This window comes from Rhizomonospora bruguierae (genome assembly GCF_018397995.1).
Lineage (GTDB): Bacteria > Actinomycetota > Actinomycetes > Mycobacteriales > Micromonosporaceae > Rhizomonospora > Rhizomonospora bruguierae.
Window position 1 is genome coordinate 17,357 of sequence record NZ_BBQH01000089.1, and the last position, 14,467, is coordinate 31,823.

Annotated in this window: 10 protein-coding genes; 7 read left to right on the forward strand and 3 right to left on the reverse strand. The window is 67.1% G+C overall.

From position 1 onward, the window contains the following. The first annotated feature begins 210 nt into the window (after nucleotides 1-210). Together KJS59_RS28365 and KJS59_RS28370 are read left to right on the forward strand one after the other, a co-directional pair. Entirely contained in the window at nucleotides 211-4,056 is a 3,846-nt protein-coding gene (locus KJS59_RS28365; RefSeq protein WP_213456637.1) for an NB-ARC domain-containing protein, read from the forward strand. Nucleotides 4,057-4,080: 24 nt separating this feature from the next. Beyond that, nucleotides 4,081-5,313, forward strand: a complete 1,233-nt coding sequence (locus KJS59_RS28370; protein ID WP_213456639.1) for a damage-control phosphatase ARMT1 family protein — start codon at nucleotides 4,081-4,083, stop codon at nucleotides 5,311-5,313. 277 nt (nucleotides 5,314-5,590) lie between these two features. Here the strand turns inward: KJS59_RS28370 and istB are convergent, their stop codons facing one another. Genes istB through istA form a run of 3 tightly spaced genes read right to left on the reverse strand, consistent with a single transcriptional unit; the run spans nucleotide 5,591 to nucleotide 8,123 of the window. Beyond that, nucleotides 5,591-6,367, reverse strand: coding sequence for an IS21-like element helper ATPase IstB (gene istB, locus KJS59_RS28375; RefSeq protein WP_213456641.1), 777 nt, complete (start codon nucleotides 6,365-6,367; stop codon nucleotides 5,591-5,593). Beyond that, complete coding sequence (locus KJS59_RS28380) at nucleotides 6,364-6,555, reverse strand: hypothetical protein (RefSeq protein WP_213456643.1); 192 nt, start codon at nucleotides 6,553-6,555, stop codon at nucleotides 6,364-6,366. Before KJS59_RS28380 ends, istB begins: the two co-directional genes overlap by 4 nt. Then, nucleotides 6,555-8,123 carry an IS21 family transposase gene (istA, locus tag KJS59_RS28385; RefSeq protein WP_213456645.1) on the reverse strand — a complete coding sequence of 523 codons (1,569 nt, stop codon included), beginning with the start codon at nucleotides 8,121-8,123 and terminating at the stop codon, nucleotides 6,555-6,557. The genes KJS59_RS28380 and istA overlap by 1 nt, the downstream gene beginning before the upstream one ends. A gap of 162 nt (nucleotides 8,124-8,285) precedes the next feature. On the opposite strand from istA, the gene KJS59_RS28390 reads away from it, so the two are divergent. The 5 genes from KJS59_RS28390 to KJS59_RS28410 all read left to right on the forward strand — a co-directional run bounded on the left by KJS59_RS28390 (nucleotide 8,286) and on the right by KJS59_RS28410 (nucleotide 14,349). Further along, a complete protein-coding gene (locus KJS59_RS28390; protein ID WP_249715035.1) occupies nucleotides 8,286-9,299 on the forward strand; it encodes a hypothetical protein in 1,014 nt (337 codons plus the stop codon). Nucleotides 9,300-9,304: 5 nt separating this feature from the next. Continuing rightward, nucleotides 9,305-10,801: an SCO6880 family protein gene (locus KJS59_RS28395; protein WP_249715037.1), complete on the forward strand. Its 1,497-nt coding sequence runs from the start codon at nucleotides 9,305-9,307 to the stop codon at nucleotides 10,799-10,801. 115 nt (nucleotides 10,802-10,916) lie between these two features. Continuing rightward, the gene (locus KJS59_RS28400) at nucleotides 10,917-12,281 is read left to right on the forward strand and encodes a hypothetical protein (RefSeq protein WP_249715038.1); all 1,365 of its coding nucleotides are present in this window, start codon (nucleotides 10,917-10,919) and stop codon (nucleotides 12,279-12,281) included. Continuing rightward, on the forward strand, nucleotides 12,278-14,146 hold the full coding sequence (locus tag KJS59_RS28405) for a type IV secretory system conjugative DNA transfer family protein (RefSeq protein WP_213456651.1): 1,869 nt from the start codon (nucleotides 12,278-12,280) through the stop codon (nucleotides 14,144-14,146). The genes KJS59_RS28400 and KJS59_RS28405 overlap by 4 nt, the downstream gene beginning before the upstream one ends. Then, the gene (locus KJS59_RS28410; protein ID WP_213456654.1) at nucleotides 14,143-14,349 is read left to right on the forward strand and encodes a hypothetical protein; all 207 of its coding nucleotides are present in this window, start codon (nucleotides 14,143-14,145) and stop codon (nucleotides 14,347-14,349) included. Before KJS59_RS28405 ends, KJS59_RS28410 begins: the two co-directional genes overlap by 4 nt. The last annotated feature ends 118 nt before the right edge of the window (nucleotides 14,350-14,467 follow it).

The following is a 14,467-nucleotide window of genomic DNA, read 5'->3' on the forward strand; positions in this document are numbered from 1 at the left end:
CGCGCCGCCGAGGACCAGCCCGATCAGGAAGACATCCCGTCCCGGCACCTTGCCTCCAGATAACAGCACGTGATCCCTGAATAACAGCGCGCCGCAGATGGACGCATGTGGCATCCATGTCGCATCGATGTGCGTGAGCTGCACCGGCTGGTCGGGCAGGTATCCTGTCCCAACAGGCGAGGAGATCGGGGAATCGTGCGGAAGCGTCCCATGCTCATCCAGCGTCGCAAGACCGTCGGCTACACCCAGGAAAAGCTCGCGGAGGAGCTTGGTGTCGATCGGACAACCGTGGTCCGATGGGAACGTGCCGAGTCGCAGCCGCAGCCGTGGCAACGCCCCAAGCTCGCCGAGCTGCTCCGAATCTCTGCCGAGGAACTTCACGACATCCTGCTCGAAGTCTCGGACCTGCCCTCCCGAGGCGCAGGCACAGACACCACCAGCAAGCCCGAAGGCGCCCTCCAGGTCGCTCCCGATAACCCGGGCATGACGGACCAGGAGGCAACGGCTCATCGCCAGCCGGTCGCCCACCCGCCCGCACCCACAGCAAGCGTCCGGCTTGAACGGGCCATCGCAGACGCCTACGATCTCGTCGGACTAAGGCAGATCCTGGAGGGCTGCCGCCTCAACGTGGCTGTAGCGGATATATGGGCATTAGCTCACCCCAAGGAACAATTGGTTCACCTTCTCGTCGACCGAGCGGCGACGCAGGGATGGCTGCCCACCCTGGTGGAGAATCTCCGACAAGACACGGCGTGTCAGACGCTGCGAATCGCGGCGGATGCCTTCCTAACGGAAGACAAAGGCATCCCGCCTATCATCCTGGTCCCGCCCCTGGAGCCCACCATGGTCCACCGCCCCAACGATTTCGAGACACTGATCGCTGCGCTGGCGGAAGCCACGGCACCAGATGCCACCAGACTCGTCGCCATCTACGGTCCTGGTGGGTTCGGTAAGACAACCTGGGTCACGCAGGCATGCCATGACGCACGCGTTCGAGAACTCTTCTCTGAGATCCTCTGGGTGGAAACCGGCGAACAGTGCACGCCTGGCCGTCTGGTGCAGTTGATCTCTGACCTCTGCGTGCATCTGGGCGGCACGCGCCCAGCGTTCGCCGACCCTGAGCAGGCCGGCTTTCACCTGGCTCGGATGCTCGGCGAACGACGTGCCTTGCTTGTGATCGACAACGTCTGGTCTGCCGCCGACCTCGCCCCGTTCCTCCTCGGAGGACCGGCCTGCGTCCGCCTCGTCACGACTCGGAACGTCCGGGTATGCCCCTCGCAAACCAGACTACTGCGCCTCGGACCGATGTCCCCAACCGAGATCCGCGAACTACTCAGTCGCAGCGTGCCTTATCTAGGGCAGCAGGAGACCGTGCGTCTCGCTAGCCTTTGTGGTGGGTGGCCTTTACTTGCGACGGTTGTCGGCTCCAACCTCAGTCAGGACATCGCGGCTGGCGCATCCCCCAGCCGCGCAGTGAGCGAAGCCGGAGAAATCTTGCGGACGCACGGACCACGGGCGTTCGACGTCTCGGATGCCGACCAGCGGCGGAACGCAATAGGGCAGGCCATTACCTCCAGCCTCAGGAGCCTGGAGGAGAACGTTAGGATAGGTGGTGCCTCATCCCTTAGCGACCGCTATCTCTCGCTCGCGATCTTCCCCGCCGCGACGCCAATTCCGCTACGGGTGCTGTCATTGTGGTGGGAGCAGGCCCACGGATGGCCGCCTTCCGCTACACGGCAGTTTTGCCGGGTGCTCGCGGACCGCTCGCTCATCGACACCTACCTCGCCGATCAAGATGTGATCTTCCTACACGATGTCTTCCGTGCGTATGTCCGTCACCTGGTCGGCGACAACTGGTCTCCGCTGCATCGGTCCCTCGTCGACGCCTATCGCTCCGGCAATGCCGGCTGGGACGACTTGTCACCCGATCACGAATACATGTGGCGAAATCTGTCATTCCACATGCACGAAGCCGAACTTCACCTGGAGCTCATCCAGGTGCTCTCCGATTCCGCGTTCCTCATCAAGAAGGCCGCGACGTTCGGACACGACTCGCTGGCTGCCGATCATGCGATCATAAATGCCATCGCTGCACGCTTCCCTGCCGGCCAGTCCGGCCATAAGGCCTGGCTTGTGGCATCTACGCTCGCAAGCGAGGCTTACCTGCTGCATGGTCTGCATTTAAGGAGCGACATCGCGCTTACGTTGCTCGCAACGTTCCTACGCTCCGCCAACGAGCCAACAGTCGTGGATGAACTTCGACGCATTGGCGCGGAAAGCGGCTTCGAAATCGATTGGGCCACCAGCGATCAGGACGAGGCCGATGTTAGCCATGTCGGTGCCATCACGGGAGTGGCCGTGCACGGCAGCGTGGCTGTTACCTGCGGCGAGGATGGCACAGTTCGCATGTGGGACCTTGCGGCTCGGCAACACATCCGAAGCTACCGAGGGCATACGGGATGGGTCTTCGCCACGGCGATATCGGGCGACGGTGAAATCATCGCTTCAGGTGGCGACGACGGAATGGTCCGGCTTTGGCGGCGGCATACCGGCGAGCCGATCGCCGTACTGGTCGCGCATACCCGTCGAATTCGTAGCCTTGTGTTCGCTCACACCGGCAGTCTACTTGCCTCCGGTGGAGAGGATGGCAAGGTCTGCCTCTGGGACACCGAGCGCAAGCGACTGCTCCGAACGTTGGACACTCCTGGTGTTCCCGTTTGGTCCGTGGCGCTTGGATGTGCCGACTCCATAGCCGCTGTAGCAGGGGAGGATGAGTTCCTCCGTCTGTACGACCTTCACACAGGCCGGCTGCTTGACGAGAAGGTAGCGCACCGAGATTGGATCAGGTCCGTGGCCTTCGCAACCGCCACGCCGCTCCTCGTCTCCGGATCTGGCGACCGTACCGTGCGGCTGTGGAATGTAGAGGGCAGCCAGCTCACGCTACTCCGAGCGATCAACGCCCAACCATCCCGGCCTCGTTGCGTGGCCTTGTCAGCACGGGCTGATCTCATTCTGGCAGCGGGGGAAGATGCGACGGTGCGCGCCTACGGATCTGCCGGACTGGTAGGCGAGACCCGCGCGGACGCAGGTGTCGACTGGATCCGAACGATTGCGATGACGCCAGGTGGAGGCGTTATCGCTGGCTGTGAAGACGGCGCGCTACGGACCTGGGATGGGGTAAGCGCTGGCCGGCTAGCCGTTCTAGGCGACGGCACCATCACAGCTTGGTCTGCAGCGTTCGCCGATAGCGGCCGCCTCGCCCTTCTTGGCAGGAGTAACGGGGTGATCGAGGTTAGGGAAAGTGCCTCATCGGACCTCGTCCGAACCCTACAATCCGGCACGGGCCGCGTGTGGTCTATAGCGGCCGGAGCAAACTACGTCGCCGCGGCTTGTGGGGACGGGACTGTCCGGGTTCTTGCCTTGGACGGTCAGCGGTCTTTGGAATTGAACGAGAACGAACAGCGCACATGGGCCGTGGCCGTCGATCGGACCGACGCGCGAGTGGCGGCCGCGTCGAGTGACGGTGTCGTACGGGTATGGGATTTGCGGTCCGGCCGCATGATGTGGGATCGGAAGGCCCATTCGGGTCGAATTCGCTCGATAGCTTTCGACGCCACCGGGGACCACCTCGTCACGGGCGGCGGGGAGGGAACTGTCTGCGTTTGGCAGATCTCGACCGACACCAAGGTTTGCGAGTTCACCAACCCAGGCGGCTGGGTACGGACTGTAGCCATCGATGCCCCTGGAGCGCGGGTCGCGGTGGGGTCCGGTCTCGGGGACATCTATATACGCGATCTGGCCGAGGAGCAGTTTATCGCCCACCTGCCAGGCCACAGCGGACGCGTCCTGATGCTCGGCTTCGCCTCGACCACGGACCAGATCGTGTCGGCTGCTGCTGACGGAACTGTCCGGTCGTGGTCGGAAGCCGAGCAGCGACAGAGTGCGGAGATACGAGTCGATGCCTCGCTTCATTGCGCCGCCTTCAGCAGCGACAGTGGGCGCTTGATCGCCGCCAGCGCTGGGGGGGCCGTGGCGATGTCGACCCACAGTCAGTAGACCACAGGATAGGAGGCGACAAGAATGCATACCCCACTCCTTCGACCAGCCCCGAACAGCCCTTCGGCTGGGCAGCTTGAGATCGCGAAAGCACCCGAGCATTCGGCGATCGCCAGCAATGTGCCCGGATCTTTTGCCTGGCATGTCTTCCGGGAACGCCACCCCAAGCTTGTCTCCCAAATACGGCGGGCTCACCCCTACCTGCCCTTCCAACATCAGGCGCTGGAAGGCCTGATTGAGGAGACGCTGACGGGGCGGATCAGCCGACTTCCGCGATCAGCCTACGACTTCGCGGCATGGGACGCCTGGGGCGGCGACTACTTTGGGCAACGATGGCAGGATGTACCCTTTCTCTGGGCTGAAGGCTACTTCTACCGCCGATTACTTGAGGCGATCGGCTTCTTTGCATCGGGCCCATGGTTCTGGGTCGATCCATTTGATTTTCTCAAGGCTGCGGAACTGCAGGACCCCGCGCTTGACCACGAGTTGGCCGCGCTCGACGAACTTCAGCACCTGCCACCTGACCAGCGTGCCGAGGCGCTTCTGCTGGCATCGTTGTGGGGCAACCGGGCCGACCTCGGATTCCGGATCGGAAAGGCGAGCACCGCCGAGCAGCCCACGCGGGCCGCGAACCTAATCGCCGATGACAGCGCCGCTGTCTGGTCGACCCTGGCCAGCGGTGAGACTCGCAGGGTGTGCATTGTCGCAGACAACGCTGGGCGGGAGTTGCTGTCTGACCTGGCCTTCCTGGATTACCTCATCCAGGCAGGGCTCGTGTCCGAGGTTGCACTGCATCTCAAGCCGCATCCCTACTATGTCTCCGACGCGGTCACCGCTGACCTTGTCGGATGCCTCCGGCGTCTCGCTGCTGCCAGCGGAAGCGCGGCCGACATCGCGGGCAGGATATGGCAGCTCTTGGCCGACGGTCGCGTCACCGTGTACACGCACTGGTTCTACTGCGCGCCGTTGTCCTTCCACCATATGCCGCTCGACCTCGCGAGCGAGTTCGAGTCAGCGTCGCTGACCATCATGAAGGGCGACCTGAACTATCGACGCTTGGTGGGCGACTGCGACTGGCCATCGACCACACCCTTCGTCGAGGCTGCCAGCTACTTTCCTGGTCCGGTCGTCACATTACGCACCCTCAAGTCGGACGTTGTCGTTGGCATCGACAGCCGGACACTGTCTGCGCTCGACGCGTCCAGAGAGCCTTGGCGTACAAGCGGGACCCATGGTCTAGTGCAGGCACGCCTATAGCAGCAAGCGGCGACTGACCCGAGGCGAAGGATGAACGAGGAGATAGTCGTCTCTTCGATGGTGTCCAACCCCCTAGGCGAGTAGTCCCGATGGCAGGGGTCGATGTCTGGCATAAGAGAAGCGTGCAGATGGTCATCGCCCGACACCCTCGACACCCTCGTGACCGCACTCTACAGCAAGATCGATAGCTTCCAATGCTGTGGGCGATCGAGTAATTCCCCCGGGCTGCGGTCACGCAATTCCCCCGGTGCTGGCCCTGTGGGTTGACTGTACTTCTCTACTTCGGGTTCTTGGTGGACTGGGGGACGGCGCGTCCGGGGCGCTTGTTGGGTCGGTAGCTGGGGCCGTTCATGAAGACTTGGTGGCTGGTGTTGATGAGCCTGTCGAGGAGGGACTCGGCGACGACGGGGTTCGGGAACAGCGGATACCAGTCTGGTGGGTTTCGGTTGGAGGTGGTGATCAGTGACCGGCCGGTTTGGGCGCGTTCGGAGATCAGTTCGTAGAGGTCGTCGGCCTGCTGCGGGGTGTATTCGCGTATCGCGAAGTCGTCGAGGATCAGCAGGTGGGGTCGGGTGAGCTCGGCGAGGCGTTTGGGCCAGGTGCGGTCGGCGTGGCCGCCGGCGAGGTGGGCCAGGACGCGGCTGGTTTTGTAGAAGCGGACTTCGGCGCCTTGTCGGATGGCGAGGTGTCCGAGGGCTTGCGCGACATGGGTTTTCCCGACACCGACCGGGCCGTGTAGCAGGACTGACTCGCCGCTGTGTAGCCATCGGAGGGCGGCGAGGTCGCGGATCTGCGCGGCGGGCAGTTTCGGGCTGGCGGCGAAGTCGAAGCCTTCCAGGGTGGTCTGCTCGTCGAAGTGGGCGCGGCGCAGCCGCCGGTGTATGGACATGGTGTCCCGGCGGGTGATCTCGTCCTGGCAGAGGACTTGGAGGAAGTCGAGGTGGCCGAGTTCGCCGGCGTGGGCTTGGGTGAGGCGGGCGTCGAGGGTTTCCAGCATGCCGGACAGCTTCAGCGTGCGGAGGTTGGCGTGCAGGGCGGTGTCGATGACGGTCATGGTTGCTCCTGGTAGATGAGAGTGAACAGGGCTTGTTGCACGCGGATCAGGTCGACGCCGCGGGTCACGGGCGGGTAGCCGTGGCGGGCGAGGACGGCGGCGATGTCGAGGGCCAGTCCGATGGTGAACCGATCGTCGGCGCGGCTGTCGGGCCGGTGGATCGGGTAGGCGGGAACGTCGGCGCTCATCAGGCAACGCCCTCGCCGTCGTGGCCGGGTAGCGGGTAGACGTTGTCGAACAGGGCGGCTGGGCCGTGCAGGTGCGCGGCGGCGCCGCCGTCGCCGGTCGTTGGTGGTGGTGGGTCGGCCTCCGCGCCTGCGGCGAGGATGCCCTTGATCGTGCGGTAGGAGGGGTCGCCGGCGGTGATGGCCTTGGCGCAGGCCAGCTCCAGCCGGGCGGGGCCGTGCTTGTCGGCCAGGCCGAGCACGCCCTGGGCCGAGCGCAGCCGGAACAAGGCACCGACCTCCAGCAGCGCCGCGATGACCGCGGTGCAGGCGGGGCCGATCTCGCCGGCCCGTCGCCGGCACCAGGTCGGAGTGTGCATCGCGAAGGCGATCTTCTCCGGCGGGTAGTGCGACATGTCGGTGCGTTTGCCGTTGCCGGCGCGGGCGTGCGTGGCCACGAGCTGCCCATCGTGGAACAGCTGGACGGTGGTCCAGGTCTGGCGGGCGTCGAGGCGCTGTCCGATCAGCCGCCACGGCACCGAGTACAACGCCTTGCCGACTTTGACGTGGATGTCCGGGCCGACCTTGCCGGTCGACCACGTCGCGAGGACGAACGGCCGTGCCGGCAACGGTCCCAGCGCGTCGGCCTCGACAGCTGCGAACACGCCCGCCGGGGCGGCGCCGTCAAGGGGCCGGCAGGCCCGTTGCCCGGCCACGTTCCGGCACCAGTCCACCGCGGCGGCCTGCATCTGGGCCAGGGAGGTGAACTGCCGGCCCCGCCAGAACGAGTCCCGCACATACGGCATCGGCCGCTCCACCCGCGGCTTGTCGCGAGGCTTACGCACCCGGGCCGGGTCGACCAGCAGCCCGTAGTGCTCGGCCAGCTCCGCATACGCGCGGTTGAGCTTCGGGTCGTACAGGTCGGCGCGTTCCACCCCGGTGGCCAGGTTGTCCGGCACGATACGTTCCGGGACACCGCCGAAGAATCGGAAGGCTTCCACGTGCGCCTCGGTCCACGCGCGTTGGTCCATCCTCAGCACCGGACGCACGAACATGTGCCGTGAGTGCGACAGCACCATCACGAACGCCCACACCGTGACCCGCCTGCCGGTGCCCGGGTCGGTCCACATGCCGAGGCGGCCGTAGTCGACCTGCGCCTCGTGCCCCGCAGGCGGGGTGTCACCCAGCACCCGCACCTGCGCCCGGCGGGTCTCCTCGGGCAGGTTCGCCCGCACCCACCGGCGCAACGACGCCACCGACGCGTCCAAGCCGCGCTCGTCGCGCAGCCGCTGGTGGATCGTCGCCGCCGTCACGTCGGCCTGCAACTGCTCAGCGATGTAGTCGCGGTGCACCTCGATGGACGGCCAGGTCACCTGCCGCAGCCGGGTGTCCACCAACTCCGGGAACCAGCCCCGCACCAACTGCGCCCACTCATCCTGGCCACGCGCCGGCCCACCCGGCACCATCCCGGCCGCGACCGCCGGCGCCGTGTACTTACGGATCGTCTTGCGATCCACGCCCAGGCTGGCCGCCAGCTCATGCTGCGACCGGCCCGCATACCAATGCACCAGAATCTCAACGATATCGATCACGTAGAAACTTCTCCTCGCCATCGGCGCCCCCACCCTCGGATGGAGGCAGACTGCTTGCCTACGAGGACCAGACCCCGACGCCACGCACGTGCTCCCCTGGGGGAATTCCGTGACCGAGTGGGGGAATTACGTGATCGAAACCCCGTCAGATGGGGGAATTACGTGATCGCCGACATGAGCCTGACCGGCACGCAGATGCTGCTCAGAGCGTGCGAGTCCTACACCGAATGGGTCCTCACCTGGGGTATGGACTGCGCCCCCGGTCTCAGTCAGGACCCGGGCTGCAAGACCAACGCGCTGGCTGCGCGGATGCAGCTGCTGCTGCTTCCAGCCGGGCCCAGCATCGGCAGCATCCTGGTGGTCGTCGTGGGCTTGGTCGTGCTCGTGGCGAGCATCGTGCAGGCGATGCTGCTGCTGTTCCGCGACGGCGCCATCATCATTCTCGCCGGGATGCTGCAACTCGCCGCCAGCGGTAGCTTCACCGCCGCCACGTCCAACTGGTTGCGGCGGGTGCTCGGCTGGCTGCTCGCGATGGTTTTCTACAAACCGTTCGCCGCCACCAGCTACGCAGTCGCGTTCATGCTCATCGGCGATCCACAGAACCGGGACATTTCGACGTGGTTCACCGGTGCCGGGATGCTCGGCATGACGCTTGTCGCGTTGCCGGCCATGATGCGCTTCTTTAACTGGACCGTCGGTGCTGTTCAGCAGGCTGGCAACTCGTCGGGCATGTTGGCTGCTGCGGGCGCCGCTGGGCTCCACGCGATCGCGTCGAACCGCGGCTCATCCGGCATGTCGGCGACGGACTACGCCCGCGACATGGACCGCCGCTACCCGCCGCAGTCCGGCGGCAGCGGCGACAGCGGGTCGGGCACGCCTCGGCCGACCCCACCGGTGTTCAACGGCCCCTCCCCCACTGCCGCCCCGTCGGCGGGCACCGCGACGACAACCACCGCGAGCGCCTCAGCTGGTAGCGCTACGACGGCGACGACCGCCGGCAGCAGCGCGGCGGCGGGTGCGGGCGCTGGTGCCGCAGGCGCCGGCGCGGTCGGAGCGTCCGCCGCCGCAGGTCCTGCCGCGCCTGTCGTCGCCGGTGTCGTTGTCGGCGCCCAAGTTGCGGGGGCGGCGGTCAAGTCCGCGGCTAGCACCGCGTCCCGTTCCACGGAAGCCGGGTGATCGGGATGACTGCGAAGGCTCAGACCGAGGAGACGCGCACCTACGGCAGTTGGCGTCGCGCGCGACCGCTGGGCATGTTCGGGCTCGGCTTCGGCCAGACGATGGTGGTGCTCGCGGCGATGACCGTCGCGCTGATCACGGTGTCGATAAGTCTGACCGCTCTCGCGGTGGTCGGCCCCGTCTGCCTGATCATCGTCGTCGGCAACGTCGCCCAGTGGGACGGTGTGTCGCTCGCGCAGGCGCTCGTGCAGCGCTTCCGCTGGGTCACCGGTTCCAGCCGTGGTCGAACGAGCTTCCGCGGCGGCGTGATGTCGGCCGAGGAGCACGCCTGGCAATTGCCGGGCGTGCTCGCCCCGACCGTGCTGTTGTCCGTAGATGACGGCCACGGCGGCACGTACGGCGTGGTGTGGCATCGCCGGCTCGGGACCATGACCATCACCCTGCGCTGCGCGGCGCAGTCGACCTGGCTGGCTGACCCGGAGGCGGCAACCGCATGGGTGTCGAACTGGGGCGGCTGGCTGGCCGGTCTCGGTCACGTGCCGATCGTGCGGTGGGTCGCGATCACGGTGGACACCGCTCCGGATTCCGGTACCCGGCTGGCTGATTACATCACTGGTCGGTTGGCGCCGGATGGACCAGCGGCGGCAGTGCGACTGATCCAGCAGCTTGTCGCCGCCGCACCACAGGCCGCCGCAGACGTACAAACGACCGTGTCGATCACTTTCGATCCGACTGCGTCGCCGGCCCGCCCCAAGACGGTGCAGGATTGTCTCGCGGAGGTCGACCGCGCCCTGCCCGGTTTGCAGGACTCGCTAGCCGGGTGCGGGTTGACGGTGCTTGGCCGGGCGACGGCCACGCAGATCGCCGGAATCGTCCGGCACAGCTTCGACCCGACCAGTCGAGGCGACGTGACCCGGCTGCTTGGCGCCGCGCCGGACGCGGCAGCCGAACTGTTGGATTGGAGCAACGCCGGCCCGGTTGCCGCGCAAGAGCACCCCGACCGCTACGAGCATGACGGCGCCACCAGCGTGACCTGGGCGTGGCACGAGGCACCCCGGCAGCCGGTCACACATCACGTGCTCGCCCGGCTGCTCGCCCCTGGCGACCATCCGAAACGGGTCACCCTCCTGTACCGGCCTCTCACCGCTACACAAGCCGCTGGCGAAGTCGAACGGCAGGTCAACGCGGCCCAGTTCCGGTCCGCCTACCGGCGGGCCCGCAAGCTCGATCCGACCGCCCGTGACATCGCCGACCACGAACAGGCCGCCCAGGCAGCTCGGGAAGAAGCGCTCGGCGCAGGTGTTGGCCTGATCAGCCTGTGGGTGACTACCACGGTGCTCGATCCGGCCGACCTGGGCCGAGCCGTCGCGGATGTGGAAAGCCGCGCGGAGACCTGCAAGGTGCGGCTTCGCCGTCTGTGGCGCTCCCAGGCGGCCGGGTTCGCCGTCACGCTGCCGGCCGGGATTTGCCCGCCGGTGCTGGCCCAGCACTGGCCGAACTGATCTTCCTCTTCCAGGAGCACTCGAAATGACATTCGCAGATATTGACGTGTCCGCGTTCGGCCCCATCCCCCCGGCCTGGGGATGGCGTCGACCGGGTGCCGGCCGAGCCGTCCACGTGACGACCGGCACCGAATACCAGGCCACGACCGTGCAGGCCGCCGGCCTGTACCCGTTCACTGCCGGCAGCGGCGCCCCCCTGCTGGGAGTACCGATCGGCCGGCATCAGCTCTGGGGCGAGTCCGTGCTGCTCGACCCGTTCGAGTGGCTCAATGCCGGATTGATCACCAATACTGGTCTCTTCGTGCTCGGCCAGCCGGGCGCCGGCAAGTCCGCGCTGGCCAAGCGCCTGGTCATGGGAATGGCCGCCACCGGCACCCAGATCCTGATCCTGGGTGACACGAAACCGGACTACACCCGCGTGGTGCAGCACCTTGATGGCCAGGTCATTCGGGTCGGCAGGGGCCTGGACCGGATCAACCCTCTCGACGCCGGTCCGCTCGGCACCGTGCTGTCTCAGATGAGGGGAGCGGACGCCGATCAGCTTCGCCTGGAGGTGCGCGGGCGGCGGCTGACCCTGCTCATTGCCCTGTGCACGCTCGTGCGCGACGGCGGGCGGGTCAGCAACACCGAGGAGGTCGTCCTCGGCAGGGTGGTCGACCTGCTTGCCGAGCGGCGCACCGGGGATCCGGTGATCCCCGATGTGCTCGCGGTGCTTGATCAGGGACCGGACACTATCCGCGCCGCGGCGCGGGCTACGTCGCTGGCCGACTACCGCCGCCGGATCGACGATCTGGTCGCCACCCTCCGCCTGTTGTGCGAGGGCACGCTCGCCGGCGTCTTCGACGCGCCGACCTCTACCCCGATCGACTTGTCCGCCAAGGCAGTCAGCCTCGACATCTCCCGGGTGGCCGCCGCAGGCGACAAGTTGGTCGCCGCCGCGATGTTGTCGACCTGGAGTTACGGGTATGCCGTCATCGACGCTGCCGCCGTGCTCGCCGATCAGGGCCTTGCCCCCCGGCGACGACACCTCGCGATCATGGACGAGCTGTGGCGAGCGCTACGGGGAGCGCCAGGTTTGGTCGAGCCTGCAGACGCGCTCACCCGGCTGTCGCGCAACCTCGGCGTCGCACAGATCATGCTCACCCACTCGCTCGACGACCTGGATGCGCTCGCCAGCGACGAGGACCGAGCCAAGGGGCGCGGCATGGCCGAGCGGTGCGCCATCAAGGTTCTGGCCGCGCTGCCCGGCCGAGAGCTGGACCGGATTAACCAGATGGTCCGTCTGTCCGGGCCCGAACGGGACATGGTCGCTTCCTGGGCAGCTCCGGAAGCCTTGGTGCCCGGCGCAACCCATCCCGGTCGAGGGAAGTACCTCGTCAAGACCGGCGAGCGGGCTGGAATGCCCGTCGCGCTGCACCTGCTCGGTGAGGAACTGGCGCTCTACGACACCGACGCGGCCGTACGGGCGGGTAGCCGATGAGCAGCATCCGCAGCCAGCAGCCGATCTATCCGCGTGGTAGCGCGGGTGGATACCCCCTAGCGCCGTGGCTGATCCTGGGGGCCTGCGCCGCCGCCACAGCCTTGACCTGGTTGGCGTGGCTCGCCGGACGCCTCGCCGCCCTCGCGTCCGGACGCCCCTGGACCGGCCCACCCTTCGGCTGGGACTTCACGAAAAGCTTGCTCGATCAGAACTGGCAGCAGCTGTGGCCCGGCGTACCACCGCAACTGGTAGCGCTCATCTACGCGTTGCTGCTCACCACGACGGTGGTGCCCGGCTTCTGGGCGTGGGCATGGTGGCAGGCCCGCCGCCCGCGGGCCGGAGACCCACTGCCATCCCTCGCCCGCACCCGCGACGTCGACGAACTCATCGGCACGACCGCGCTTCAGCGGGCACAGCGGCTACGGCCGAGCCTCGCCGGACGTGCGCCCAAGCAGGTGCCAGCCACCGCGATCGGTATCGCGCTCGGACGACTCGTCAGCGGGGGCCGCCGCCGCGGACCGGTACTCCGGTCCAGTTGGGAAGACGTGCTCCTCGCCGTGATGGCGCCCCGGGCCGGCAAGACAACCAGCCTCGCCGTGCCCCCGATCCTTGACGCACCGGGACCGGTACTCGCCACCAGCAACCGCTCCGACCTGTGGGCCGCCACCACCCGAGCCCGCGAGCGGGTCGGACGGGTCTGGACGTTCGACCCACAGCGGGTAACCCGCCAACCCCAAACCCTCTGGTGGAACCCCCTGGCCACCATCAACGGTGTTGAGGAAGCCGCACGGCTGGCCGAGCATTTCATCCAGGAAATCCGCGGCGTCGGCTCCTCCGATCCGTTCTGGCCACTAGCCGCCGGGGACCTGCTCACCTGTCTCTTTCTCGCCGCCGCTAACTCTGGCGGCACGCTCACGGACGTGCAAGCGTGGCTGTCCGACGTGACCAGCCGCGAGCCAGTCACGCTGCTGCGGGCCGCCGGGTACCCCCAGGCCGCCCGGTCGCTCGCCGGTCGTCAAGGCGGCGCTGCGGAAACCAGAGACGGCGTCTACGAGACCGCGCGCACGGCCGCCCGGTGCCTGTCTGATCCGGAAATCATGGCCTGGGTGACACCGCCGACCAGCGCAATGGACCGGCTCGACGTGACCAGGTTCCCTGGCTCCCGCGACACCCTCTACCTGCTTAGCAAGGAAGGTGCGGGAGCCGCCGCTCCCCTGGTCGCCGCACTTACCGACGCCGTGTTCCGCACCGCGGTCGTCCATGCCGAAGCCGCCGGCGGCCGTATCGACCCGCCGGTCCTGGCGGTGCTGGACGAGGCAGCCAATATCTGCAAGATCGCCGATCTGCCCCAGCTCTACAGCCACCTTGGTGGTAGAGGAATTATCCCGATCACCATCATCCAGAACATCGCTCAAGGCCAGGGCGTGTGGGGCGAACGCGGGATGACGGCCTTGTGGAGCGCCGCCACCGTCAAGCTCATCGGCGCCGGGCTCGACGACGCCCGCCACGCCGAGGACATCTCCCGCCTGATCGGCGACCACGATGTCGCGACAACCTCGATCAACCGTGACGGCAACGGCCACACCAGCTACTCCACCAGCGCCCAACGACGCCGAATCCTCGAGCCAGGTGACCTACGCGCCCTAAAGCGGGGGCGGGCAATCCTGCTCGCAACCGGAGCCCGAGCCGCCATGATCGACCTGATGCCGTGGTACAGCGGCGAACACGCCGGCATCATCGGCGCCGACACCACCGCCAGCGTGGATGCCATCACCCGGACCGCCCGAGCCGAGCTCGCCGCCGATCACCTCAATCCGCCGGTTTCGGACGCTGCGGGCTCCACCGACCGCGGAGATCTGTCATGAGCAGCCATTCTCCCCTGCCGACAGACCTGCGCTGGGTCGAGGCGATGCTCGCCGACCTGCAACGGCAGATCGACGAGCTTGCCGGTGAGCTGCGGGCACTCTCCCACCTCGTTGACGTTCACACCCTCGCATCGCCGCAGGCTCAGGGCGCGGGCACCGTTCCGCCTGCAAAGCCACGGGAGGCCACCGACGATGCCTGGTGAACGGCAGGCCCCACCGCCGGAACGCCTCTACGCGGCCAACGCCGCTGCCGCCCAGTTCTACGCCAGCAGGCTGCCCGTCTCACGCAAGGCAGCCCACTACCTGCACAGCCACGGCATC